The following is a 24,958-nucleotide window of genomic DNA, read 5'->3' as shown; positions in this document are numbered from 1 at the left end:
CCTTTGTGGGAGCGAGCTTGCTCGCGATAGCGGTCGGTCAGCCAGCATTGATGTGTCTGATGCGCCGCTATCGCGAGCAAGCTCGCTCCCACAGGGACCATTGCAACTTCAAATGTCCGTGGGCTGGGGTTACTTGAGGCTGACCTTGGAGTAGTCCTGCCGCCCAAACGGGCTCACCGCATAACCCTGCACATCCTTGCGGGTAAGCGCGAAGGCAGTGGGATGGGCCAGGGGCAGCCACAGGGCCTGCTGCTGGATCTGGGCCTGGGCCTGTTCGTAGAGCTTGGCGCGCACGCCTTGTTCGCCGGTGGTCTTGCCGGCGCTGATCAGTTTGTCCAGATCCGGGTTGCAGTAGCGGGCGAAGTTGGTCCCGGACTTCACCGCCGCGCAGGAAAACTGCGGCGTGAGGAAGTTGTCCGGGTCGCCGTTGTCGCCGGCCCAGCCCATGAACAGCAGGTCATGCTCGCCGGCCTTGGCGCGGCGGATCAGTTCGCCCCATTCGATCACGCGGATTTCCGCCTGGATGCCGATTTCCGCCAGGTCCGATTGCAGCAACTGTGCGCCAAGGCTCGGGTTGGGATTGAGCAGGCTGCCGGAAGGGCGGGTCCAGATGGTGGTCTTGAAGCCTTCCTTCAAGCCGGCCTTGGCCAGCAAGTCGCGGGCCTTGGCCGGGTCGTGGGCGTAGCCCGGCAAGTGCTTGGCATAGCTCCAGGTGTTCGGTGGGTAAGGGCCATTGGCGGCTTCGGCGGTGCCTTCGAAGACGGTCTTGAGGTAGCTGGCCTTGTCGAAGGCCAGGTTGATGGCTTGCCGTACCTCAGGCTTGTCCAGGGGCGGATGCTGGCTGTTGATCGCCAGGAACGCGGTCATGAAGGCCTCGGTCTGGGCCACGCTCAGGGTCGATTCCTGCCGGGCGGCCTGCACATCCAGCGGCTTGGGCGACAGGGCGATCTGGCATTCGTTGCGGCGCAGTTTCTGCAGGCGCACGTTGGCGTCCGGCGTGATGGCGAAAATCAACGGATCCACCTGGGGCTTGCCGCCGAAATAGGCGTCGTTGGCCTTATAGCGAATCGAGGCGTCCTTCTGGAATCGGCTGAAAATGAACGGGCCGGTGCCGACCGGCTGGTTGTTGAGTTTTTCCGGCGTGCCGGCCTGCATCAACTGGTCGGCGTATTCGGCCGAATAGATGGAGGCAAAACCCATGCTCAACGTCGCCAGGAAGGTCGAGTCGGCGTGATCGAGGGTAAAGCGCACGGTCAGCGGATCCAGGGCGTCGATTTTCTTGATCAGCGCCGGCAACTGCATGGACTGGGCGTGGGGGAAGCCGCTTTGCGCGACCTTGTGCCACGGGTTCGCTGGATCGAGCATGCGTTCGAAGCTGAACTTCACGTCCTCGGCAGTCAGGTCGCGGCGCGGGGTGAAGTAATCGGTGCGGTGGAACTTGACCTGCGGCCGCAGCTTGAACACGTAGGTCAGGCCATCGGTGGAGACTTCCCAGCGCTCGGCCAGGCTGGGGACTACTTTGCCGCTGGCGGTGTCGAAATCCACCAGGCGGTTCATCAGCACGTCGGCGGAGGCATTGGTGGTGGTCAGGGAGTTGTACTGGACGACATCGAACCCTTCCGGGCTGGCTTCGGTGCAGACGCTCAGGGCGGCGGCGAAGGCCTGCGGGGTGATCAGCAGAGGGGCGAGCAACAATGGTAGGGCAGCGAGGCGCATGGTCGGTTTCCTGTGCAAGTCGAAGGCCCATCTGCGAGTGCAGTCTGGAAAAGGCCTACCCTAGTGGGCTCGCTGCCAAATGACTATCCCCTTTTTGCATTTTCCGGCACCCTGCGACGACGTTTGAGTGGCCCGAACCTGTCGCAAGTGAAAAAAACCTGCGTGCAGCGACGAGCGGTAAGGGGCCGTGCCAGCCTCTGTCCCCGCCGTCCCGGGCGGTTGGCCGATGATTCTCCAGGAAGACAAATCACATCGGCTGTTGTTGCACTGTGGTCTTTCTGGTATAAAGCAGCGCTCTTTTCTAGGGGCCCGGTTCCTTCACTGTAGGTGTAGCCGGTAAGACCCTTAAAGAAACGCGGCGCCTGGCGCCAAATGACTGAGAGATTAAGCGGCCAACCCATGCCGGGTTGGGCATGTGGTTTTAGAGGGCTGAGGCATGTCGAGAGTCTGTCAAGTTACCGGTAAGGGTCCGGTGACTGGGAATAACATTTCCCACGCAAACAACAAAACCCGTCGTCGTTTCCTGCCGAACCTGCAGCATCACCGCTTCTGGGTTGAAGAAGAGAAACGTTTTGTGCGTCTGCGCGTATCTGCCAAGGGCATGCGCATCATCGACAAGCGTGGCATCAGTGTCGTGCTGGCCGAACTTCGTCGCGATGGCAAGGTTTAAGGGAGCTAATCATGCGTGAATTGATTCGTTTGATCTCGAGCGCCGGTACTGGTCACTTCTACACTACCGACAAGAACAAGCGTACTACCCCGGACAAAATCGAGATCAAGAAATATGATCCGGTTGTTCGCAAGCACGTGATCTACAAGGAAGGCAAAATCAAGTAATTGATTTTTCCCTCTTACAAAAAAGGCCCGTATCGCGAGATACGGGCCTTTTTTGTTGCCTTCGTCAGGACCTCATCGCGAGCAAGCTCGCTTCCACACTGGACCTTATGACGCCCCAGGTCCCTGTGGGAGCGCGCCTGCTCGCGATGAGGCCGGCCCGGGCCATACAAATCCTCAAACCTTCTGCTCGAACACCACATAAATCTTGCGGCACGGTTCCAGCACTTCCCAAGTACCCTTGAACCCCGCTGGAATCACGAAACGGTCGCCGGCTCGCAGGGTCTTGGCGTTGCCATCGTTGTCCCGCAGCACGGAAACGCCCTGGACGATCTCGCAGTATTCATGCTCGGTGTAGTTGACCGTCCACTGGCCAACGGCGCCTTCCCACACGCCAGCGTTCATTTGCCCACAGGGGCTGCTGTAGTGGTTGAATACGGCTTGTTCGGGATCGCCCTTGAACACCTTGGCCGGGTCCGGGCGATAACGTTCGGCGGTGGTATTGGCCTGGCTGAAGTCGACGATGTCCTGAATGCTCATGCGGGTGATCCCCAGTGATCGCTTGGAAAGGCCTCGAGTCTATGTTTATTAAAACGAACATCGCAAGGCCGTTTGCCACCGTTGTGTCAAATATATTGAAACATGACCAGCCGCTGGTTTAGGGTGGCGGGTGCCCCGTACCAATTGCAGCGCCGAACAGCGCCGAAAGCAGGCTGGCCGGGCGGAATTCTTTTGAGCGCTGCGCATTGCGCGGCGTTCGTACTCAATAAGAGGAGGACACACGCATGACCACCCTGACTCGTGCCGATTGGGAACAACGCGCCCGCGACCTGAAAATTGAAGGCCGCGCCTTCATCAACGGTGAGTACACCGATGCGGTGTCCGGCGAAACCTTCGATTGCCTCAGCCCGGTCGATGGCCGCCTGCTGGGCAAGATCGCCAGCTGCGACGTGGCCGACGCCCAGCGTGCCGTCGAGAATGCCCGCGCCACCTTCAACTCCGGCGTCTGGTCGCGCCTGGCACCAAGCAAGCGCAAAACCACCATGATTCGTTTCGCCGGCCTGCTCAAGCAGCATGCCGAAGAACTGGCCCTGCTTGAAACCCTCGACATGGGCAAGCCGATCAGCGACTCGCTGAACATCGACGTGCCCGGCGCGGCCCAAGCGTTGAGCTGGAGCGGTGAAGCCATCGACAAGCTCTACGATGAAGTGGCCGCCACGCCGCACGATCAACTGGGCCTGGTGACCCGTGAGCCGGTGGGTGTCGTGGGCGCGATCGTGCCTTGGAACTTCCCGCTGATGATGGCCTGCTGGAAGCTCGGCCCGGCGTTGTCCACCGGTAACTCGGTGGTGCTCAAGCCGTCGGAAAAATCCCCGCTGACCGCCATCCGCATCGCCGCGCTGGCGATTGAGGCCGGCATTCCGAAAGGCGTGCTGAACGTGCTGCCAGGCTACGGCCACACCGTCGGCAAGGCCCTGGCCCTGCATATGGACGTCGATACGCTGGTGTTCACTGGCTCGACCAAGATCGCCAAGCAATTGATGATCTATTCCGGTGAATCCAACATGAAGCGCATCTGGCTGGAGGCCGGCGGCAAGAGCCCGAACATCGTGTTCGCCGATGCTCCGGACCTGCAGGCCGCGGCCGAATCCGCTGCCAGCGCCATCGCCTTCAACCAGGGCGAAGTCTGTACCGCCGGCTCGCGGCTGTTGGTGGAGCGTTCCATCAAGGACACGTTCCTGCCGCTGGTGATCGAAGCCCTCAAGGGCTGGAAACCGGGCAACCCCCTGGACCCGGCGACCAACGTCGGCGCCCTGGTGGATACCCAGCAGATGAACACGGTGCTGTCCTACATCGAGGCCGGTCACAGCGACGGCGCCAAACTGGTGGCCGGTGGCAAGCGCATCCTTGAAGAAACCGGCGGCACTTATGTCGAACCGACGATTTTTGACGGCGTGAGCAATGCCATGAAGATCGCTCAGGAAGAGATTTTCGGCCCGGTGTTGTCGGTCATCGCCTTCGACACCGCCGAGCAGGCCATTGAAATCGCCAACGACACGCCGTATGGCCTGGCTGCAGCGGTATGGACCAAAGACATCTCCAAGGCTCACCTGACCGCCAAGGCCCTGCGCGCCGGCAGCGTATGGGTCAACCAGTACGACGGCGGCGACATGACCGCACCGTTCGGTGGCTTCAAGCAGTCGGGCAACGGTCGCGACAAGTCGCTGCATGCGTTCGACAAATACACCGAGCTGAAGTCGACCTGGATCAAGCTCTGACACGGGCGGCCCCGGATCCTGTCCGGGGCTCCATGCAGCGCTGATTCCTTTGTGGGAGCGGGCTTGCTCGCAAAAGCGGTTTAACATTCAACGGCTAAGTTGACTGGCTCTCCGCCTTCGCGAGCAAGCTCGCTCCCACACGGATGTTGCATCGGGCACAAGATGTGGTGCTCACATCAGATTTCCTGTGGGAGCGAGCTTGCTCGCGATAGCGGCCTGACAGTCGACGACGTTGTTGAATGTTAAACCGCCATCGCAAGCAAGCTCGCTCCCACAGTGTTTTGAGTGATGGCTGAATTCGATAACCCTCCACAGGAGCGTGGAAATGCGTTGGGCAACCTATTTCGCCGTGTTGGCGTCTGTCCTGAGCGTCGGCCTGGCCTTGGGCGTGAGCATGCCGCTGGTATCGCTGCGCCTGGAGGGTTGGGGTTATGGCTCGTTCGCCATTGGCGTGATGGCTGCGATGCCGGCCGTGGGGGTGTTGCTCGGGGCCAAGGTGTCGAGCCGTCTGGCGGCGCGGTTCGGCACGGCGGCGTTGATGCGCCTGTGCCTATGGGGCGGGGCAGTGTCCATCGGGCTCCTGGCGCTGCTGCCCAGTTATACAGTCTGGTTGCTGTTGCGCCTGATGATCGGCGTAGTCCTGACCTTGGTGTTCATCCTGGGTGAAAGCTGGATCAATCAATTGGTCATTGAAAAATGGCGTGGACGGCTGGTGGCGCTGTACGGCAGCAGCTACGCCCTGAGCCAGTTGTCCGGCCCGCTGCTGTTGGGCGCGCTGGGGACCGATCATGACTACGGGTTCTGGGTGGGCGTCGGTCTGCTGTTGGTCGCACCTTTGTTGTTGCTGGGCCGCAGCGGTGCGCCCAGCAGTGAGGCCGGCAACGTCACGTTCAGTGATTTGTGGACGTTCTGCCGTGGCTTGCCAGCGATTGCCTGGGCGGTTTCGCTGTTCGCCGCATTCGAGGCGATGATTCTCACGTTGCTGCCGGTGTATTGCCTGCGCCAGGGTTTCACGGCTGACATCGCGCTGGCGATGGTCAGCACCGTGGTGGTCGGTGACGCCTTGTTGCAATTGCCCATCGGCGCCTTGGCTGACCGCGTGTCTCGCCGGGCTCTGTTGACGGGGTGTGCGGTGGCATTGATGTTATCGAGCCTGGCGGTTCCGCTGCTGATCGATACCCTGCTGATCTGGCCGTTGTGGGTGCTGTTCGGCGCCAGCGCGGGCGGTTTGTTCACGTTGTCGCTGATCCTGATCGGCGAGCGTTACCGTGACGATGCGCTGGTGCGGGCCAACGCCCATGTCGCGCAACTGTGGGGGCTCGGTTGCCTGGTCGGCCCGCTGGTGGCGGGGGCGGGCAGCCAGTGGATCAGCGGCCATGCGCTGCCTTTGTTCATGGCGGCCGGGGCGTTCGGGCTGGTGATCCTGCTGTTTCGCCAGGGGGCGTTTGGGAGCACGCAGGCTGCCTGAATATCCCGAAACCCTTTAGCAAGGGGGCTTTTGTGGCGAGGGAGCTTGCTCCCGCTCGGTTGCGCCGCAACCGCAAAGCCGGGACTGCTTCGCAGTCCAGCGGGAGCAAGCTCCCTCGCCACAAAAGCGACGTGTCCGCCTCTAAAGCATCCGCTCCAGTCCGATCGTCGTGCTGAACCAGGCATTGAACCGGCGCCACCAACTGCCCGGTTCGCGGGCCAGGTCGTGGGTCTGGCCGTTGTCTTCGGTGGTCCACACAAGCGTTCCATCTTCCAGCCTCGCCTGGTAGCTCAAGGCCGGCGCCATGCCTTGCAAGGCCAGCTCACGGACTTGTCCGGCGAGTTCAGGGCTGTCCACCAGCACGCCGACTTCGGTGTTCCACAGTACCGAGCGCGGGTCGAAATTGAACGAGCCGATGAACGACTTCTGCTGGTCGAAGATGATCGCCTTGCTGTGCAGGCTGGAGTCCGATTCGCCGTAGGACTTGCTGTAGAACAAGTGAGCGCTGCCGCCGGTGTCGCCCGGTTGCCGTCGCAACTCGAACAGGCGCACGCCATGTTGCAGCAGGGCCTTGCGGTACGGCGCGTAGCCGCCGTGCACGGCGGGCACGTCGGTGGCTTCCAGGGAATTGGTCAGCAGGCTCACCGACACACCGGCATCGGCGCGACTGGTCAGGTACACCAGGCCTGGCTGGCCGGGGACGAAGTAGGCGGAAATCATGATCAGTTCTTTGCTGACGCCCGTCAGTTCGGGGGCCAGTTGGGTGGTCAGCAATAGCTGCGGGTCCGGTTCACCCTTGGCCAGCACTTTACTGGGCGCGTCCCACAGCGCCTGGTTCCAGGCCCAGATCAACTGGTCACGCCACGTATCCAGGCGCGGTTGGGTCTTGTAGGCAGTCAATTGCTGGTAAAGCGCGTGGTTTTCCTTGTGGGTCTGCTCCAGCGACTCTTGCAGGCGCAGCCGACTGTTGGCCAGGTCCTTGGGCGTGGGGCGGTGGGACAGGAACTGTTCGATAGGTTTGCTCAGGGCGCTGTTCCAGTACTGGTCGAAACTGTGCCCCAATTGTTCGGCCACCGGACCGACGCCGAGCAGGTCGATGTCGGTGAAGTTCAGGTTGGGTTCGGCGTCGAAATACTCATCGCCCAGGTTGCGGCCGCCAACGATGGCCATGCTGTTGTCGGCCAGCCACAGCTTGTTGTGCATCCGCCGGTGTTGCAGCGACAGGTTGAACAGGCGCCCGAGACCGCGGGTCACGCCGGTAGCGCGTCCGAGGTGCAGCGGATTGAACAGGCGGATCTGGATCTGTGGGTGAGCGGCAAGGGTCGCGATGATCTGGTCGAGGCCATCGCTGGTGGTGTCGTCCAGCAGGATCCGCACGCGCACGCCCCGGTCGGCGGCCTTGAGCAATTCATCCACCAGCATGCGCGTACTGATGCCGTCGTGGACGATGTAGTACTGCAAATCCAGGCTGCCTTGGGCGTTGCGAATCAGCTCGGCCCGGGCGGTAAAGGCCTCGGTGCTGTCCGATAGCAGCCGAAAGCCTGAGCGTCCTTCGTGGGGCGCGGCCTGGGCCTGGACCGAGCGGCCGAACGAGGATTCGGCGGCGGGCAAGGCCTGGGAGGGCTCACGGGTGACATCAAGACCGGCGCAGCCGCTCAGCAGTGAGGCGACTAACAGCAACGCAGGCAGGATCGGTCTGGATCTCACGTAGGATCGTTCCGCTTGTTGGTAGTGATCGGCTGTTGGGTGCTGCTTCCCTGGTTAACGTTCAGACGACATCGCGCTGGGTTTCGTTCAACAGCGCGATGGCGGCCGCTCCGACCTTGCGCACAGCCTCTTCGATCTGGGCTGTTGGCTTGGCAGCGTAGTTCATCCGCAGGCAGTTGCGGTACTTGCCCGATGCCGAAAAAATGCTGCCGACGGCGACCTGCACGCCTTGGTCCAGCAGGACCCGATTGAGCTTCAGCGTATCGAAGCCGTCGGGCAGTTCCACCCACAGCATGAAGCTGCCCCGCGGGCGGCTGGCACGGGTACCCGCTGGAAAATAGCGGCTGACCCAGTCAATCATCACGTCGCGATTGCGCTGGTATTGCGTGCGCATCCGCCGTAAATGGGGTTCGAAATGCCCGCCCTTGAGAAACTCGGCAATGGCGATCTGCGGCTGTGGCGCGGTAGAGCCGGTGCTGATGTATTTCATGTGCAGCACCCGCTCCAGATACCGGCCTGGCGCGACCCAACCAATGCGCAGGCCAGGCGCCAGGGTCTTGGAAAACGAACTGCAGAGCAAGACGCGGCCGTCTTCATCGAACGACTTGATGGTGCGTGGGCGAGGGTAGGTGTAGGCCAATTCCCCATACACATCATCTTCAATAATCGCCACGTCGAAGCGTTGTGCCAGGTTCAGCAGCGCGCGCTTGTTCGCATCGGGCATGATGTAGCCCAGTGGGTTGTTGCAGCTGGGAGTCAACTGTATGGCCTTGATGGGCCATTGCTCCAGGGCCAGTTCCAGCGCATCCAGGCTGATGCCGGTAAGCGGGTCGGTGGGGATTTCCAGGGCTTTCATGCCCAGGCCCTTGAGGGTTTGCATGGCCCCGTGAAAGCTGGGTGAGTCCACTGCGACGATATCGCCTTGTTCGCAGGTGGCGCGGATGCTGACCGACAGGGCTTCGTGGCAGCCGGTGGTGACGATCAGGTCGTTGGGGCCCAATTGGCAGCCGGCGTCCAGCGACAGCCGGGCGATCTGCTCGCGCAATGCGAGGTTGCCGTAGATGTTGTCGTAATACAGGCCCGGCATGTCTTGTCGGCGGCTGATCTGCGCCAGGCTGCGTAGGAGCGGTTTCATGGTCGGCGAATGAATATCCGGCATGCCTCGGCCCAGTTGCACCACGTCCGGGCGCGGCACGGCGCGTATCAGTTCCAGCACCTGGTCCCATTGGGAAATGTCCACGGGGCGCTGGGCCGGACGACCTATCACCGGCAGGTCCGGCAGTTCGCGGCTCACGGGCACGAAATAACCTGACTTGGGTCTCGGCATCGCCAGCCCGCTGTCCTCCAGCACGCGATAGGCCTGCTGCACCGTACTCAAGCTGACCCCATGCTCCGTGCTTAACGCCCGTACAGAAGGCAGCCGGTCGCCAGGACGGTAGAAGCCCTGTTCGATGCGGGTGCCGAGCAGTTCGGCGAGGTTCACGTAGAGGGTCATGGTGCGCTCCCGATGAGAAGGACAACTGCAACCAATACAGTTGGGTTGGAAAATGACGATTCAGTGCCGGAAATACCAAATCTGTATGCTTATAAAAGAATTGGGTTGAATCTGTATTGCTTTTAGCCGTCCGCGCATCATGAAACCTCTGGCTACCCAAGTAAACAGGAGCGATCAAAATGAACGGCTTGAGCGATGTGCGGCTGACGTTACACAGTCAGGAACTGGCGGCAGGGCAAGAGAAAGGGCTGCGCAGCGCGACATTGCGCAATGCACCGTCCGGCCTCGGTCGCTGGGGCCTGTTCTGGCATCGTCTGCATACACGCAAGGCCTTGTTGGAACTTACACCCGAACAGTTGCGTGACGTTGGGCTGAGCCGAGAGCAGGCGCGGGAGGAGGGGTTGAAGCCGTTCTGGCGGCTTTGAAGCGGTGTTGGTCCTGAGATTGCTATCGCTGGCAAGCCTTGCTCCCACAGATTTGCTTGCTTTCACAGATTTGAAAGTGACCTGTGGGAGCAAGGCTTGCCCGCGATAGCGTCATCCGTAGTGCTGAAGTTCTTTAGACCAACTCTTTCAACCGATGCCACAACATCCCCAACGCCAACAACGGTGAGCGCAAATGCTTGCCACCCGGGAAGGTCATGTGCGGGACCTGGGCGAACAGGTCGAAACCGCTGCTCTGCTGCCCGCTGATGGCTTCGGCCAACAATTTGCCAGCCAGGTGCGTGGCGTTCACGCCGTGGCCGGAATAGGCTTGGGCGTAATACACATTGGGTTGGTCCTTGAGCCGGCCGATCTGCGGCAAGCGGTTGGCACCGATGCCAATCATCCCGCCCCATTGATAGTCGATTTTCACGCCTGCCAACTGCGGGAACACCTTGAGCATCTTCGGACGCATGTAGGCGCCAATGTCCTGCGGGTCGCGGCCGGAATAGTGACAGGCCCCGCCGAACAACAAGCGACGATCGGCCGAAAGCCGGTAGTAATCCAATGCCACCCGTTGGTCGCAGACCGCCATGTTCTGCGGCAACAACGCCTGTGCCTGCGCCTGGCTCAAGGGTTCAGTGGCGATGATGTAGCTGCCGGCCGGCAACACTTTACCGCCGAGTTGCGGGTTGAGTCCGTTGAGGTAGGCGTTGCAGCCCAGGACCAGTGTCTTGGCGTGGACCGAGCCCTGTTGGGTGTGCACCTTCACTTCAGGGCCGTAGTCGATACGCGTGACCGCCGATTGTTCGAACAGCCGGACCCCCAGTTGCTGCGCGGCGGCGGCTTCGCCCAAGGCCAGGTTAAGGGGATGCAGATGGCCCGAGCCCATGTCGATCAATCCGCCGACGTAGCGATCCGAGCCTACGACGCTGTGCATTTCGTCGGCTTGCAGCAGCCGGGTCGGGTGGCGATATCCGAGGCTGCGCAGTTCTTCGGCGTCTTCGGCGAAGCCTTCCAGGTCGCCGGGTTTGTTGGCGAGGTCACAGTAACCCCAGGTAAGGTCGCAAGGAATCTGGAAGCGCTCGACCCGCTGCCGAACGATTTCCACCGCCTCAAGGCCCATGAGCTTCATCTGGCGCACACCGTCGGTGCCGATGATGGACGCGAACTGGTCGAGGCCATGGCCGACGCCGCGGATCAATTGGCCGCCGTTGCGCCCGCTGGCGCCCCAGCCGATCCGGTGCGCCTCCAGCAGCGCCACGCTCATGCCGCGTTCAGCCAGTTCGATCGCCGTGTTCAACCCGGAGAACCCGCCGCCGACGACGCAGACGTCCACCCGCAACTCCCCCTGCAACACCGGATGGTCCGGTTGCGGCAGGCTGCTGGCGGCGTAGTAAGAGGCGGCGTGCGCGTGGTTCGGGACAGGTTGCTGAACACGGGCGTTCATGTGCGTAATCCTGATTGTTCTGTTTGAGAAATTTTACGGAGCATAAGCCGGGGATTCCTCCTCGGGCAACACCGGTCGGTTGGCGCTGTCTGGTCCGCGGCTTTTAAGGCAGAATCCCGGACAGTCCTTCTCGGTAACCGTCTCGATGAGCTGCAACAGTCAAAAAATTCGCACGCTACGCCAGCAGATTCCCTCGTTCGAGTGCGTACCGGGCTGCCATGACTGCTGCGGTCCGGTCACCACCTCGCCCGAGGAGATGGCCCGCTTGCCTCGCAAGACCCGCGCCGAACAGGATGCGGCCATGGAAGCGCTCGACTGCGTGCACCTGGGGCCCAACGGTTGCACGGTCTATGACGAACGTCCGCTGATCTGTCGGCTGTTCGGCACCACGGCGACCTTGCCGTGTCCCAATGGCCGGCGGCCGGTGGAACTGATTCATCCGCGGGTGGAGAAGCAGATTCATGAGTACATGGCCAGCACTCGGCAGGTGTTGGTCTAGCGGTCTGGCATACCGAGTCGCGCCTTTCGCGAGCAGGCTCGCTCCCACAATGGAACTCCGTTGTCCACAAGAGGGTAATCACCACCGCACGATGTGGGAGCGAGCTTGCTCGCGAAAGCGGTCCTCCAGGCAACCATTGCCTTGAGCCAGGCTCAATCCGGAATCGGCAGGTTCAAGCTCTCCTTCACTTCTTCCATCACGATGTAGCTCTTGGATTCGCGCACGTGGGGCAACTTGAGCAGGATGTCCCCCAACAGTTTGCGGTACGAGGCCATCTCGGAAATCCGTGCTTTCACCAGGTAGTCGAAATCCCCTGACACCAGGTGACATTCCAGCACGTGAGGCAATTTCAGCACGGCGCGTCGGAATTCTTCAAAGGTGTCGCCGGATTTGTAGTCGAGGCTGATCTCGACAAACACCAGCAGGCTGCCCTTCAAGTGCTGCGGGTTGAGCCGGGCGTTGTAGCCCATGATGATCCCTTCGCGCTCCAGGCGCCGTACCCGCTCGGTACAGGGCGTGGTGGAGAGACCGACCTTTTCCCCCAGCTCGGTGAAGGAAATCCGTCCGTCCGCCTGGAGGATCCGCAGGATGTTGCGGTCGATCTTGTCCAACTCGCGTTTGGTCTGGGTGTTGGTACGCACAGGTGATGCGCCTCCATGAAAAGGGGTTTTGCCGAGAATTCTCGCCAAATATAGGTGTTTATATAGTGAAAAGCACTGGCTGATCTTTTTTACACTGCGCCCATCAAAGCTATGTACAACAAACGTCAGCGGTTATCCGCGATGAGGGCATCAACATGCGCGTTCTGGTCTTGGGTAGCGGCGTCATCGGTACCGTCAGTGCTTATTACCTGGCTCGTGCCGGGTTTGAAGTGGTGGTGGTCGACCGTCAGCCAGCACCTGCCATGGAAACCAGTTTCGCCAATGCCGGTCAGGTGTCGCCGGGTTATGCCTCGCCGTGGGCCGCGCCGGGCGTGCCGCTCAAGGCCATCAAATGGCTGCTGCAACGCCATGCGCCACTGGCGATCAAGGCCACTGCCGACATCGATCAATACCTGTGGATGGCGCAGATGCTGCGCAATTGCACCGCCAACCGCTACGCAATCAACAAGGAGCGCATGGTCCGCCTGTCCGAGTACAGCCGTGACTGCCTCGACGAACTGCGCGCCGAAACCGGCATCGCCTACGAAGGCCGTAGCCTCGGGACTACGCAGCTGTTCCGCACCCAGGCCCAGCTCGATGGCGCGGCGAAAGACATCGCCGTGTTGAAAGAGTCCGGCGTACCGTTCGAAGTACTCGACCGCGAAGGCATCGCCCGGGTCGAACCGGCCCTGGCCAACGTCACCGACATCCTGGCGGGTGCCTTGCGCTTGCCCAACGACCAGACTGGCGACTGCCAGATGTTTACCACGCGCCTGGCGGAAATGGCGGTGAAGCTGGGCGTGCAATTCCGCTTCGGCCAGGACATCCAACGCCTGGACTTCGCGGGTGATCGCATCAACGGCGTGTGGATCGACGGCAAGCTGGAAACCGCCGACCGTTATGTGCTCGCCCTGGGCAGCTATTCGCCGCAACTGCTCAAGCCCCTCGGGATCCGTGCACCGGTGTATCCGCTCAAGGGTTACTCCCTGACCGTGCCGATCACAAACCCGGCCATGGCACCGACCTCGACCATTCTCGACGAAACCTACAAGGTCGCGATCACCCGCTTCGACAATCGCATTCGGGTGGGCGGCATGGCGGAAATCGCCGGTTTTGACCTCTCGCTGAACCCACGTCGGCGCGAAACCCTGGAGATGATCGTCAACGACCTTTATCCTCAGGGCGGCGACCTGGCCCAGGCCAGTTTCTGGACCGGCTTGCGTCCGACGACCCCGGACGGCACGCCAATCGTAGGCGCCACGCCGTTCAAGAATCTGTTCCTGAACACCGGCCACGGTACCCTCGGGTGGACCATGGCTTGTGGTTCCGGTCGCCTGTTGGCTGACCTGATGGCAAAGAAAAAGCCTCAGATCAGCGCCGAAGGCCTCGATATTTCCCGTTACGGCAGCAAACCCCAGGAGTCTGCAAAACATGTCAATCCAGCGCCAGCTCACCAATGACCGCATGAGCCAGGTTGTCGTGCACAACGGCACCGTTTACCTGGCCGGGCAGGTCGGCGACGACATGAACGCCGGTATTGAGCAGCAGACCCGCGAATGCCTGGCCAATATCGAACGCTTGCTGGACCTGTCCGGGACTGACAAGACGCGGCTGTTATCGGTGACGATCTACCTGAAGGACATCGAGGCCCATTTCGCAGGCATGAATGCCGTCTGGGACCAATGGTTGCCCAAAGGCGCCGCCCCGGCCCGTGCCACGGTTGAGGCCAAGCTGTGTGAACCGGAGATTCTGGTGGAGCTGTCCGTCGTGGCCGCGCTGCCTTAATCCCCGGCCGAAACGATCCCTCTTCCGGCGCTGCGGGCGGTTCATGCCGTCAGCCCGCGCCGGTTTTTTATTGATGACCGCCTAGAAGCCTGCCGCCATGCGTCCTGCCCGTGCCCTGATCGATCTCCAAGCCCTGCGTCACAACTACCAATTGGCTCGCGAAGTCACGGGGGCCAAAGCCCTTGCGGTGATCAAGGCCGATGCCTACGGGCACGGCGCGGTGCGTTGCGCCGAGGCGCTGCAGGACATGGCGGACGGGTTTGCCGTGGCCTGCATCGAAGAGGCCCTGGAATTGCGGGCCGGCGGGATTCGTGGGCCGATCCTGCTGTTGGAAGGGTTCTTCGAAGCCGATGAGTTGCCACTGATCGTCGAGCACGATTTCTGGTGCGTGGTGCATTCGTTGTGGCAGCTTGAAGCGATTGAAAAAGCCCCTCTGAGCCAGCCAATCACCGTCTGGCTCAAGCTCGATTCCGGCATGCACCGGGTCGGCCTGCATCCGGCGGATTACCAGGCGGCCTACCGCCGCCTGCTCGCCAGCGGCAAAGTGGGGAAGATTGTGTTGATGAGCCACTTCGCCCGTGCCGATGAACTGCACGATCCCAGCAGTACCGAGCAGTTGGCGATCTTCGACAAAGCCCGCCAGGGCCTGGTGGCGCCGATCAGCCTGCGCAATTCACCGGCGGTGCTAGGCTGGCCGCAGATACCCAGCGACTGGGTGCGCCCGGGCATCATGCTCTACGGGGCCACGCCTTTTGATGAGCCCAACGCTGTCGCCTCGCGCTTGCAACCGGTGATGACCCTGGAATCGAAGATCATCAGCGTGCGCGAATTGCCTGCCGGCGAGCCGGTGGGCTATGGCGCTCGCTTCGTGACCACGCAACCGACCCGGGTGGGCGTGGTCGCCATGGGTTATGCCGACGGCTACCCACGCCAGGCCCCCACCGGTACGCCGGTGCTGGTGGAGGGGCAGCGCAGCCAGTTGGTGGGCCGGGTGTCGATGGACATGCTGGCTGTCGACTTGACCCATATCCCCCAGGCCGGGCTCGGCTCGACCGTGGAATTGTGGGGCAAGCACATCCTCGCCAGCGATGTCGCCAAGGCCGCCGACACGATTCCTTATCAGATTTTCTGCAATCTGCGGCGGGTGCCACGGCTCTATTCCGGGGCCTGACACGAAGCGCCGCCTACCGAAAGTCGCTTCACCGCACGGGATTCGGGTCAAAGTGTTGTAAATACTGAACGCTGTCGCCATGATAACGCTCACTTTCCACACAACCTGATTCCCTGGAGGCTCCAGCATTGGACGTCGGTGAACGACTGCAATCCATTCGTAAACTCAAAGGCCTTTCCCAGCGTGAACTCGCCAAGCGCGCGGGCGTCACCAACAGCACTATTTCGATGATCGAGAAGAACAGCGTCAGCCCCTCGATCAGCTCGCTGCGTAAGGTCCTTGGCGGGATTCCCATGTCCATGGTCGAATTTTTCTCCGAAGAGATCCTCCAGGAGAAACCGACCCAGATCGTCTACAAAGCCAACGAACTGATCGACATCTCCGACGGCGCCGTGACCATGAAGCTGGTGGGCAGGGCACACCCGAGCCGGGCGATTGCCTTCCTCAATGAAATCTATCCACCGGGTGCCGATACCGGTGAAGAGATGCTCACCCATGAGGGCGAGGAAACCGGGATCCTGGTGGAAGGGCGGCTGGAATTGGTGGTTGGCGTCGAAACCTTCGTGCTCGAAGCCGGCGACAGCTATTATTTCGAAAGCACCAAGCCGCACCGTTTCCGTAATCCGTTCGACGTGCCGGCGCGACTGATCAGCGCAGCCACACCGGCCAATTTCTAGACCGAGAGGCGCCAGGCCCGCGTGGCCAAGGCGCCCGCTTGTTGGGCTGTCATGACAAACAAGACCCTTGCGACTTTGGGGTTGTTTCAGAGTGACAGGCTTACCGCTATACTTGCGCCCGCCTGCAAACCGTGGCCGCAGGCGTGACTAGCCACCATTGAGGGTGTACGCGTGAACCTAATTATGAAAATGCTGGCTGCACCAGCAACCGTATTGGCCCTATGGGCTGCGACCGCTCAAGCGGCGCCGAACGACGAAATCGCCAAGCGCCTTGAACCCGTCGGCCAGGTCTGCGTCCAGGGCAAGGAATGCAAGGGTATGGAAGTCGTGGCTTCGGCTGGCGGCGGGGCTGCCAAGACGCCGAAAGACGTGATCGCAAAACACTGCAACGCTTGCCACGGCACTGGCCTGCTGGGCGCGCCGAAAATCGGCGACAAGGCTGCCTGGAAAGAGCGCGCCGACCACCAGGGTGGTCTCGATGGCATCCTGGCCAAGGCAATTACTGGCGTGAACGCCATGCCGCCTAAAGGCACCTGCGCCGACTGCTCCGATGACGACCTCAAGGGCGCCATCAAAGAGATGTCTGGCCTGTAATCAAATAGATGGTTGAGGTGAGTCGTAAGGCTACCTCAACCATTGATTTCGAGGTGATGGTTGATCAGCACTTAGACATGATGCTTATCAAAAACCAGCTTTTTCAAATACTCACCTGAAGAGTTCAAAACGGCCTTGTAGATACTATAGGCCTCTGTTTCTTCGGGCTCAATTTTCTCGAAAGTCCCATCGCTAATCTGAAGTAATTCGCACCCTGGCATGGACATTATTATCGGGGAGTGCGTCGCAATTATAAATTGAGCACCTTCAGTGGCAAGTTCAAAAATTCGTAAAATGAATGCTAATTGCCGCTGTGGCGATAAAGAAGCTTCAGGCTCATCAAGAATATAAAGTCCTTTATTATTCAATCTAAACTGAAATAGTTTCTCCATGGCTTCTCCATGGGAAATACTATGTAAGTCACGGCCACCATAATAGGTCTTTATCTCTGGTGACAAGCTGTTTTCTTCATCGAGGCGTCGAATTTCCGTATTTAGGTTATAGAAGGTTTCTGCTCTATAAAAAAATAGATCTTTTTCCTTGATATGTCCTTTTGATAGTATCAGTTCCTGATGAAGGTCAGAGTGCGTTTCTTCTGTCTTAAATATAAAATTCTTCCCCCCGCCTTCAGGGTTGCAACCGAGCTTGACCGCAATACCTTCAAGTAAAGTCGATTTGCCACATCCATTTTCCCCGATGATGATGGTGATAGGTTGAGTGAAGTTGATTGGAAACAGATTGCGCAAACAAGAGCGAATACTCGCCGCTGGCTTTAATCGGACTTCTCGCAAATATAAATTATTCATGTTGAGTGCCTTCAAATATCCTTTTTACTGATTCATTGATTCCGACCAGCGAGAGCGCGGTCTCAAGTGATTGGCGACTTGCCATTGCGAATAGGCCGACGTATCCCAGTAAATAGATGTACTTTGATCCCAGTAGTTCTGGAGTTGTCGAGGCAATAAAAATCACGATGAATACAGTAGCGATCGCAATTAGTACCTCTGGCATGGAGCAAAGTAGCAAACTGATTTTCTGATGCTTATGGCGAGCGCCCGCCGCCTTGTTGAGCCGCTGATAATGTTTTCTATAATTGCAGCGATGCCGAGCGATGTTGGCTGATTTAATAAGTGTCAAGAAAGAAGCTTTGTATTTTTCCTCTTTCAATATTTCAGCTTGATAAAGTTTGGTGATGATGGGAGAAGATTTCTTTAACTGCAGAGCGGTCAGCAACCAAATGAAGAGTAAAGGTATTAGGAAGTAAGGTGTTTCTACTATAAGTAAGCAGGATGTTGTTACAACCAATAAGCCGGAGCCGAACAGATAAAGTGCGCTTGAAATTGCTGTTGCTATGCGAGCCGTATCTTCCGTGATTCGGGTAATAAATGCGCCATGTGCCGTAAAACTACGGTGGATATAAATATATTCTATAAGACTCACCCGTAGACTCGTCTCGGCATAGGCGTTTAAACTATCAGCAATACCTTGCAAAATAGTTCTTGCGATAAAGACAGTGGCCAGTTTTCTTAGTGATTCCACAACATAAACTGTATCAGTGATTTTTATTACTCCCTGAGAAATAATATATGGGATGAGCAACTGACAGCCGGCTGACAACACAAGGCATAGGCTGACCAATATTAGAATTAAAGAGTTCGTCTTTAGCACGTTACCCATCGGTTGCTCCTGAAAGGCACCGATCAATTCTCATTCGGCGATAGCGTGCTTCACCGGTCGCGTAATATATACTTACGAGTGCCGCTGTCGGTACGAGCACTCGTTCGAGGTATATGGCAGCGGAGACAAAGTCACCGATAGATAATGTATCGTTCGCGATGGAGTTGGAGCCAATATAGAATAATAAAATTATACCTATCAAGTAAGAAAGGTTGGAGGCGAGTTCGAGTAAGGCTATTTTTGCTCTGGAGATTAATGATAGAAGCTTGATCTGGCGGTTGCTTTTTTTAAAATGCTCAAGGTTTGATGGTGAAGATGAGTTCATGGAGTTGCTAATATTAGAAATTAGTTGAGTGTTTGACTCAACATATTTTTTATATGAGCTTAAGTAGATTTTTCGTGTAAGTACTTTGAGTGTGGCGATGTACAGGATCGCCGATAATGGTGCGATAATTAATGAGGGGTTGTAATGAAGCACTATGAATAGAGCGAGAAGGAGGGCGCTAAGGCTTGATGCGACGTCTAAATAAATGTTGTGATATAGATAAATGCTTCCTTCTACGTCGCCATCTATTAAGTCGATTGCTTCGCCATGGTTTTCAGAGGTTGTTTTGGGGATGATTTTTTCGGTTAGTCTGGATTTTAAGCTTTTTCGGGTGACTGTAGAAAGCTTTTGGACATATAGGTGTGAAGCTAGTCTCCCGCAGGGGGTGGCGATAATTAGTACGCAAGCGGCAGAAATGATCAACATATCTATCTCCCCATGCTTGGTATAAAGGTTAATTGCTTGGCCTATGAGATAAGGAGGCGCGATGCCAATTAAGGCACCGGCTACCCCAATTAAAATGACTCGTAAATTCAAAAACATTGTCATATGAGTTTCATTTCGTGGGCGAGAAATGGGAATTTAAAGTTCTGGTTAAGAAGTCCTATTGATCCTAGCAGCGAGCCAACCTTTCCTACCCACAAACCTAGCGGATCCGCCGACCTTGTCCTCAGCTCTCGTGTGTCATATTCGGCCAGATTTAGCACGTTGGCCCAGATATATGTTCGATAGTCCGATAAGGCTTCAGGGTTTAGTTCCTTAATCAAATTTAGCAATCCGTACGCACCGTGGCAAAGCGAGTCGTTTACGGGGCGCTTTCTCGCCAATAAGCTATCAAAAGAAAATAGCTTGTTTGGTGGGTTTTTTTCTAGAAATGTGATTGCCTCATGAATACCTTTGGATGCAAAGTAACGAAGTGCCAGATAGTTTCCAGGTAAACCATGGCTCCATGAAAACTCTCCTGGTGATGAATCGGTAGATCTTCTTCTATAGTCCTTCCAATTGTCGATGTCGGAATCAAACTCAGATAGTTCCCAGTCCAAAAAGCCCGAAAATACTGAACCAATCGATTCGCTTTGCATGATAGTGTTGTTGAAATAGAAGATGGCATACGCGCAGCCCATAACGCCGTGAGAAATACCGCTGAGTAAGCCATCGTCACGAGTGGTTATCGACTTTCCAAAAGTCACCATGTTTCGTCCGTCTACAATGCCTAATTCGGATTCGATTTTTCCATAAAGTGCTTTTCCTAAAAACGAAAACTCCGAATCATTTGTCAGTTCATAAAGCCGGGTAACAACTGTTAGTGTTCCAAATGATCCAGAGAGCAGGTCATTTCCCCAGAAATATTTCTGCCACCAACTGTCAGTAATGACGTCATTCAAATAGCTTTTGTACATGGATAACAAAACATCGCTTCTTTTATCTTTATAAAATTTCAGGCTAATGTATAAGGGGAGGATGGTGGACGATAAACCGAAATGAAGACCGCCCAAGTGACTGCCTGGATTAGTTAGTTTTGTGTGGACTCTCGCATACACATGATTTAATAAGTCATGGGTAGCCTCCTTTGAAACGGCCACCCACTGACCAGCCAATATGCATCCATAAAGGATTCCCGATAAGCCATAGTAATAATCGTCGCCTAATTCGGAGTATTCTACATAACCGCCAGGAGACGCATGGAACCCTAGCCATAAACCATTTGTCGACAACTCATCGGTTATTTGAGTGTTAATAAACTCGACGTTTCGATTTTGTGCTATTCGGACAGCGTGTAGTATCGAGTCTAAGCTTCGGTTAGCTGTAGTATCCAGGCAATCATGCTGTCGAAATTCATGGTCGGTCAAACGCTTATCGTGCTCATACATATTTTGCATTGCGATCAATGTATTTTTTATTAAGCTTGTTTCGAAAGCTGTTCGGCACGTTGACAGATTTTTCAAGTAATCAATGCTATTGGTTAATCCGTCAACGTATTCGAGAGAATTCAAATGCCCTTTTCCTGGATAGCAAGGTTCGTAAAATTCAAGTTGCCCAACCTGGCTTTTAGCATACGGAATATCTAAGTTCATACATGCTTGGATCTCTGCCTCCAAAAATCCAATAGCGGGCGCGGTTTCGTTATCAAGGATTTTTTTTAGAAAACCTCTTCGGTTTTCGCTGGAGCTCATCAGGGAAGCGTGAAGTGAGCATTGAATGGCATAATGATAAGTGGCTGTTGCTCTGGGTACGTATCTGCAAGGCAGACCGGAGAGCAAACTGATAAAGCTAATAAGTGATTCTTTTTGCTTCTCAATCAGCTGAAAGAAGCAATGGAATCCTTCGGTTATTTCCTTATAGTATTCCCAAGGCTTTACGGCTTGCTCATTAAAGTACAGAACGTTTTTTCCGGGTAGAATTTTCACTCCGTCCATGTCAAAGCTATCGTTGCCATGTTTATCCTCTATATGTTGGTATAGGTTTAAACTGACATATTGTTCGTTTAATCCACCTAGCGCACTTAAGTCCACCCCTATCCCGTCGGTACCTTTCCAGGTCCAGTTCGGTAATATACTGGTCTGAGTAGCATTCCAGCGTATCTCCTTGGGAATACTATCGATGTTAAGAACATTATAAAAAATTGTCTCCAGGTCGATAGGAATCGGACTGCTTGCATGGGCGATGAGATTGTCGGATGTAATATCTGAAGCTGTGAAGGCGGTACAGAATCCGAGTAAGAAGCCTGAGCGTTTATAGAATTGTGCTACCTGCAGCTGAGATTGGGCGGGGAGCTGTGGTACAAATTGCGTCCATCCATGATCTGAGCCGACAATGTAATTAGGAATTGTCCATTCGCTATAATCATCACCCGCATTGTCCGATAGATTCCGTAGCAACGTTGACGCTATAGATTCAAGCTCTAAGTTTCTTGGTTTATAGACGATTCGTTCACCGTTACAGAACGTCAATATACACACCGTCGCGGAGCCGTTATGAGTTTCGCCTTCCGAGACTTCACATTTTTTCAGAGAATTAGAGCTATTAATAATGGCTATTTTGCTCAAGGCTTTTTTGTCACGTATGAGATTTTTTGCCAGGCGCAAGCTTTGCTCGAAAAATTATGGGAGATTGTTTCTAGTAGTCTGTCCAGTTCCGGATATGCGGTTAATATGTCGTGCAGGTAACTTGTGGTGTTTCTGAGGATTTTATAATGTTCCTTGGCAGTGATTCTTGCAGTGGGAGCGGTTTTCTCCAAAATGCTTCGTTCGGCGAAAAGGACATTATTAGCTGTCGCCATAACTCTGGCGGTCAAATTGTGAAGAAAACCATTAATGATGACTGATTGGTCATTGTCTGATAACTCGCCTAAATCATGGATTGCTTGTTTGCTTTTATGTGTGTAGTAAGAGAGATACGGCCATACGGGGCAGTCGGTGCTGATGTCTACTGATTTGGCTAATGCGGAATTGGTTAGGAAATCTAAAGGTATGATCATGATGCGTCCCGTAGATATAGGTGGCCGATAAGAGATCGGCCACCATCTTCAATTAACTGTGAGTAGCCCAGCAGCATTGGTGCCAACATTGGGAGCAGCAGCTTGTGCAAGGCCGTGTCCCACTTGAGGCGGCAGTTAGGTTGCTATAAGCCTGAATAGCTAGTGATAAAATCGGGGTGCTATCGGTGAGCAATGTTTTTCTCGCGCTCTGTATGGCTTTTAAATCAATTTGCATATAGATACCTCTAAAGTAATTAGCTGAGTCATGTGCAGTGGGCGACTTTTCTGGTTGTGAGAAGTTGCATGTTAGGAAGAATTCATGTTTGTGTTCCTTTTGTATTAATTGAAGGTGATAAGAGTCATCGTTTTTTACGGCTGAAGTTTTTCTGATATTTGCAGTAATAAATATTAATCCTCCTCCAGTGAATATCAATCGGAGGCTGCCGATAACATTGAGTGAATTTTGAAGAGTTTAAGTAGTGCGTGTTCAATCTGTGGGTGGGAGTATTCTTTGCTTCTTGGATATTTGTAGGATGTTGCGTAGGAAATTTTTGAATTCTGAAGATATTCAATTGGTTTGGACTTGAGATGCACCCTCCCAAGTAGCTGATTACAGATAGAATTTCCCCTCATGGGGCTGTTCATCGCAACCAAGACCCGGCAAGCTCGGTCCAACCCACATTCATGGAATGTCCTGGAGGGTCCGATGGTGCAGTTGTGTTCAATCGAACAGGCGGTGGATGACGTGCTTGAGCGCCTGCCGGCGCATATTCACCTGGGCATGCCCCTGGGGCTGGGCAAGCCCAACCTGTTCGCCAACGCGCTGTACCGGCGCATCGCAGAACTGCCCGAGCGACAGCTGACCCTCTACACCGCCCTGAGCCTGGGTCGACCGAACCTGGGCGATGGTTTGCAGAAGCGCTTCCTCGAACCCTTTATCGAGCGGGTCTTCGGTGATTACCCCGAGCTGGATTTCTTGGCCGATCTGCACCGGGACAGCCTGCCGGCCAACATCCGCGTCCAGCAATTCTTCATGCAGCCCGGCAGCCTGCTGCATAGCACGTCGGCCCAGCAGGACTACGTCAGCAGCAACTACAGTCATGCGGCCCGGGACATCAATGCCGCCGGCTTGAACCTGGTGGCGCAACTGGTAGCGAGCGATCCGGAGCACCCGGATCGCCTGAGCCTGAGCTGCAACCCGGACATCACCCTCGACCTGCTGCCGATGATCGCCAAGCGGCGCGAGGCCGGGGAGACCATTCTCATGGTGGGCCAGGTCCACAGCGACTTGCCCTACATGCCCGGCGACGCGGAAGTCGGCATCGACGCTTTCGACCTGTTGATCGACGAAAAGGACAGCCACTCGTTGTTCTCCACGCCGAACATGCCCGTGGGTTTCCAGGACCATTTGATCGGCCTGCACGCCAGTACGCTGGTGCGCGATGGCGGTACGTTGCAGATCGGTATCGGCTCGATGGGCGACGCATTGACCGCGGCACTGCTGGCGCGCCAGGCCGATAACGCCGGCTACCAGGCGTTGCTGGCGGACCTGAACCTTAGCCAGTGGGCGCAATTGATCGAGCATGAGGGCGGGGTCGAGCCGTTTGCCAAAGGGCTGTACGGTTGCAGTGAAATGTTCGTCAACGGTTTGCTGGCGCTGGCGGAGGCCGGGATCATCCGGCGCAAGGTCTACCCCGACGAGGCGACCCAGGAGCGGGCCAATGCCGGGACGCTCGACGAGGCGGCGCAACCCGACGGCATCTGCATACACGGCGGATTCTTCCTCGGCCCGCGCAGCTTTTACGAGCGCCTGCGCGAGCTGCCGCAAAGCCGTCTGCGCGAATTCAACATGACGCGCATCAGTTACATCAACGAGCTGTACGGCCAGGAACAGCTCAAGCGCCTGCAACGCCTTGATGCCCGTTTCATCAACACGGTTTTCACCATGACCCTGATGGGCGCCGGGGTCGCCGATCAGTTGGAAGATGGGCGGGTGCTCAGCGGTGTGGGCGGGCAGTACAACTTCGTTGCCCAGGGCCATGCGCTGGAGGGCGGGCGCTCGATCCTGCTGCTGCGCAGTTGGCGTGAGGCCGGGGGCGAGATCAGCTCGAACATCGTCTGGGAGTATGGCCATTGCACGATTCCCCGGCACCTGCGGGACATCGTGGTCACCGAATACGGCATCGCCGACCTGCGCGGAAAGACCGACGCGGCGGTGATCGAGGCGTTACTGAACATCAGCGACTCACGCTTCCAGCCCGGCTTGATCGAGCAGGCGCAAAAGGCCGGCAAGCTGCCGAAGGATTTCCGTCTCGATCCGCGGTTCGCCGACAACACCTCGGAGCGGTTGCAGGCGATCCAGGCACGCCATCCGAACCTGTTTCCCGAGTACCCGCTGGGCTGTGATTTCGATGGGCTGGAGCGGGATCTGCTGCGGGCGCTGAACTGGCTCAAGAGCAAGTTCAAGCTCACTGAGATCCTGGAGCTGGGCAAAGCCGCGCTGGATGCACCGGAGCCCTGGGAATATGCCGGGCATCTGGAGCGGATGCAGCTGGCCAGCCCTGAAGGGCTGAAGGAAGAGTTGTTTCAGCGGTTGCTGCTGGCGGGGCTCAAGGCTACTGCGCCTTAGCAGCGTGCACATTCCACTGTGGGAGCGGGGGGGGGGGGGGGGGGGGGGGGGGGGGGGGGGGAGCGGGGGGGGGGGGGGAAAACACCACGCCCGCGCCCACCCCCCCCCCCC

Annotated in this window: 23 protein-coding genes; 12 read left to right on the top strand and 11 right to left on the bottom strand. The window is 57.0% G+C overall.

Annotation, left to right across the window (positions count from 1 at the left end; translation table 11 throughout):
• Nucleotides 1–129 precede the first annotated feature (129 nt).
• Nucleotides 130–1,716, bottom strand: a complete 1,587-nt coding sequence (locus tag ACIPQ1_RS04625) for an ABC transporter substrate-binding protein (RefSeq protein WP_446533665.1) — start codon at nucleotides 1,714–1,716, stop codon at nucleotides 130–132.
• 436 nt (nucleotides 1,717–2,152) lie between these two features.
• On the opposite strand from ACIPQ1_RS04625, the gene rpmB reads away from it, so the two are divergent.
• Both rpmB and rpmG read left to right on the top strand, forming a co-directional pair.
• Nucleotides 2,153–2,386 (top strand): 50S ribosomal protein L28, encoded by a 234-nt coding sequence (rpmB, locus tag ACIPQ1_RS04620; protein WP_003177273.1) that lies wholly within the window; start codon nucleotides 2,153–2,155, stop codon nucleotides 2,384–2,386.
• 11 nt (nucleotides 2,387–2,397) lie between these two features.
• Nucleotides 2,398–2,553 (top strand): 50S ribosomal protein L33, encoded by a 156-nt coding sequence (gene rpmG, locus ACIPQ1_RS04615; RefSeq protein ID WP_003177274.1) that lies wholly within the window; start codon nucleotides 2,398–2,400, stop codon nucleotides 2,551–2,553.
• Nucleotides 2,554–2,727: 174 nt separating this feature from the next.
• Here the strand turns inward: rpmG and ACIPQ1_RS04610 are convergent, their stop codons facing one another.
• Nucleotides 2,728–3,090 (bottom strand): cupin domain-containing protein, encoded by a 363-nt coding sequence (locus ACIPQ1_RS04610; protein WP_250964555.1) that lies wholly within the window; start codon nucleotides 3,088–3,090, stop codon nucleotides 2,728–2,730.
• 245 nt (nucleotides 3,091–3,335) lie between these two features.
• Here ACIPQ1_RS04610 and ACIPQ1_RS04605 point away from each other — a divergent pair, with 245 nt between their 5' ends.
• A complete protein-coding gene (locus ACIPQ1_RS04605) occupies nucleotides 3,336–4,829 on the top strand; it encodes an aldehyde dehydrogenase (RefSeq protein ID WP_003206859.1) in 1,494 nt (497 codons plus the stop codon).
• A gap of 325 nt (nucleotides 4,830–5,154) precedes the next feature.
• On the top strand, nucleotides 5,155–6,297 hold the full coding sequence (locus ACIPQ1_RS04600) for an MFS transporter (protein WP_446533664.1): 1,143 nt from the start codon (nucleotides 5,155–5,157) through the stop codon (nucleotides 6,295–6,297).
• A gap of 141 nt (nucleotides 6,298–6,438) precedes the next feature.
• Here the strand turns inward: ACIPQ1_RS04600 and ACIPQ1_RS04595 are convergent, their stop codons facing one another.
• Nucleotides 6,439–8,004 (bottom strand): phospholipase D family protein, encoded by a 1,566-nt coding sequence (locus tag ACIPQ1_RS04595; protein WP_250964552.1) that lies wholly within the window; start codon nucleotides 8,002–8,004, stop codon nucleotides 6,439–6,441.
• Between the two features lie 61 nt (nucleotides 8,005–8,065).
• A complete protein-coding gene (locus ACIPQ1_RS04590; protein WP_411385950.1) occupies nucleotides 8,066–9,499 on the bottom strand; it encodes an aminotransferase-like domain-containing protein in 1,434 nt (477 codons plus the stop codon).
• Nucleotides 9,500–9,678: 179 nt separating this feature from the next.
• Here ACIPQ1_RS04590 and ACIPQ1_RS04585 point away from each other — a divergent pair, with 179 nt between their 5' ends.
• Nucleotides 9,679–9,924 carry a DUF1127 domain-containing protein gene (locus tag ACIPQ1_RS04585; protein ID WP_411385949.1) on the top strand — a complete coding sequence of 82 codons (246 nt, stop codon included), beginning with the start codon at nucleotides 9,679–9,681 and terminating at the stop codon, nucleotides 9,922–9,924.
• A 133-nt stretch (nucleotides 9,925–10,057) separates the two neighbouring features.
• On the opposite strand, the gene ACIPQ1_RS04580 is transcribed toward ACIPQ1_RS04585, so the two are convergent.
• The gene (locus tag ACIPQ1_RS04580) at nucleotides 10,058–11,371 is read right to left on the bottom strand and encodes an NAD(P)/FAD-dependent oxidoreductase (RefSeq protein WP_446533663.1); all 1,314 of its coding nucleotides are present in this window, start codon (nucleotides 11,369–11,371) and stop codon (nucleotides 10,058–10,060) included.
• A 145-nt stretch (nucleotides 11,372–11,516) separates the two neighbouring features.
• Between ACIPQ1_RS04580 and ACIPQ1_RS04575 the strand changes: the two genes are divergently transcribed.
• Nucleotides 11,517–11,870: a YkgJ family cysteine cluster protein gene (locus tag ACIPQ1_RS04575; protein ID WP_003206850.1), complete on the top strand. Its 354-nt coding sequence runs from the start codon at nucleotides 11,517–11,519 to the stop codon at nucleotides 11,868–11,870.
• Between the two features lie 152 nt (nucleotides 11,871–12,022).
• On the opposite strand, the gene ACIPQ1_RS04570 is transcribed toward ACIPQ1_RS04575, so the two are convergent.
• On the bottom strand, nucleotides 12,023–12,511 hold the full coding sequence (locus tag ACIPQ1_RS04570; protein WP_003206849.1) for an Lrp/AsnC ligand binding domain-containing protein: 489 nt from the start codon (nucleotides 12,509–12,511) through the stop codon (nucleotides 12,023–12,025).
• 155 nt (nucleotides 12,512–12,666) lie between these two features.
• Between ACIPQ1_RS04570 and dadA the strand changes: the two genes are divergently transcribed.
• The 5 genes from dadA (at nucleotide 12,667) to ACIPQ1_RS04545 (ending at nucleotide 16,738) form a co-directional block, all read left to right on the top strand.
• Nucleotides 12,667–13,971, top strand: coding sequence for a D-amino acid dehydrogenase (dadA, locus tag ACIPQ1_RS04565; protein WP_446533662.1), 1,305 nt, complete (start codon nucleotides 12,667–12,669; stop codon nucleotides 13,969–13,971).
• Entirely contained in the window at nucleotides 13,943–14,296 is a 354-nt protein-coding gene (locus ACIPQ1_RS04560) for a RidA family protein (protein ID WP_250964547.1), read from the top strand. Before dadA ends, ACIPQ1_RS04560 begins: the two co-directional genes overlap by 29 nt.
• A 97-nt stretch (nucleotides 14,297–14,393) precedes the next feature.
• On the top strand, nucleotides 14,394–15,467 hold the full coding sequence (gene alr / locus ACIPQ1_RS04555) for an alanine racemase (protein WP_446533661.1): 1,074 nt from the start codon (nucleotides 14,394–14,396) through the stop codon (nucleotides 15,465–15,467).
• 128 nt (nucleotides 15,468–15,595) lie between these two features.
• Complete coding sequence (locus ACIPQ1_RS04550; protein ID WP_003206841.1) at nucleotides 15,596–16,144, top strand: cupin domain-containing protein; 549 nt, start codon at nucleotides 15,596–15,598, stop codon at nucleotides 16,142–16,144.
• A gap of 183 nt (nucleotides 16,145–16,327) precedes the next feature.
• The gene (locus ACIPQ1_RS04545) at nucleotides 16,328–16,738 is read left to right on the top strand and encodes a c-type cytochrome (protein WP_186706911.1); all 411 of its coding nucleotides are present in this window, start codon (nucleotides 16,328–16,330) and stop codon (nucleotides 16,736–16,738) included.
• A 71-nt stretch (nucleotides 16,739–16,809) separates the two neighbouring features.
• Here ACIPQ1_RS04545 and ACIPQ1_RS04540 read toward each other — a convergent pair whose 3' ends face one another.
• Genes ACIPQ1_RS04540 through ACIPQ1_RS04520 form a run of 5 tightly spaced genes read right to left on the bottom strand, consistent with a single transcriptional unit; the run spans nucleotide 16,810 to nucleotide 22,218 of the window.
• Nucleotides 16,810–17,544: an AAA family ATPase gene (locus ACIPQ1_RS04540; protein ID WP_250964544.1), complete on the bottom strand. Its 735-nt coding sequence runs from the start codon at nucleotides 17,542–17,544 to the stop codon at nucleotides 16,810–16,812.
• Nucleotides 17,537–18,415, bottom strand: coding sequence for a hypothetical protein (locus ACIPQ1_RS04535; protein ID WP_411385945.1), 879 nt, complete (start codon nucleotides 18,413–18,415; stop codon nucleotides 17,537–17,539). Before ACIPQ1_RS04535 ends, ACIPQ1_RS04540 begins: the two co-directional genes overlap by 8 nt.
• Entirely contained in the window at nucleotides 18,408–19,289 is an 882-nt protein-coding gene (locus ACIPQ1_RS04530; RefSeq protein WP_411385944.1) for a hypothetical protein, read from the bottom strand. The genes ACIPQ1_RS04535 and ACIPQ1_RS04530 overlap by 8 nt, the downstream gene beginning before the upstream one ends.
• The gene (lanM, locus tag ACIPQ1_RS04525; RefSeq protein WP_446533660.1) at nucleotides 19,286–21,826 is read right to left on the bottom strand and encodes a type 2 lanthipeptide synthetase LanM; all 2,541 of its coding nucleotides are present in this window, start codon (nucleotides 21,824–21,826) and stop codon (nucleotides 19,286–19,288) included. The genes ACIPQ1_RS04530 and lanM overlap by 4 nt, the downstream gene beginning before the upstream one ends.
• Entirely contained in the window at nucleotides 21,784–22,218 is a 435-nt protein-coding gene (locus ACIPQ1_RS04520) for a hypothetical protein (protein WP_446533659.1), read from the bottom strand. Before ACIPQ1_RS04520 ends, lanM begins: the two co-directional genes overlap by 43 nt.
• A gap of 706 nt (nucleotides 22,219–22,924) precedes the next feature.
• On the opposite strand from ACIPQ1_RS04520, the gene ACIPQ1_RS04515 reads away from it, so the two are divergent.
• Nucleotides 22,925–24,847, top strand: coding sequence for an acetyl-CoA hydrolase/transferase C-terminal domain-containing protein (locus ACIPQ1_RS04515; RefSeq protein WP_446533658.1), 1,923 nt, complete (start codon nucleotides 22,925–22,927; stop codon nucleotides 24,845–24,847).
• The last annotated feature ends 111 nt before the right edge of the window (nucleotides 24,848–24,958 follow it).

The sequence above is a fragment of the Pseudomonas sp. LARHCG127 genome, assembly GCF_052871455.1.
Note: the sequence above shows the minus strand (reverse complement) of the source record. Positions and strands in the feature narration are given on the sequence as shown.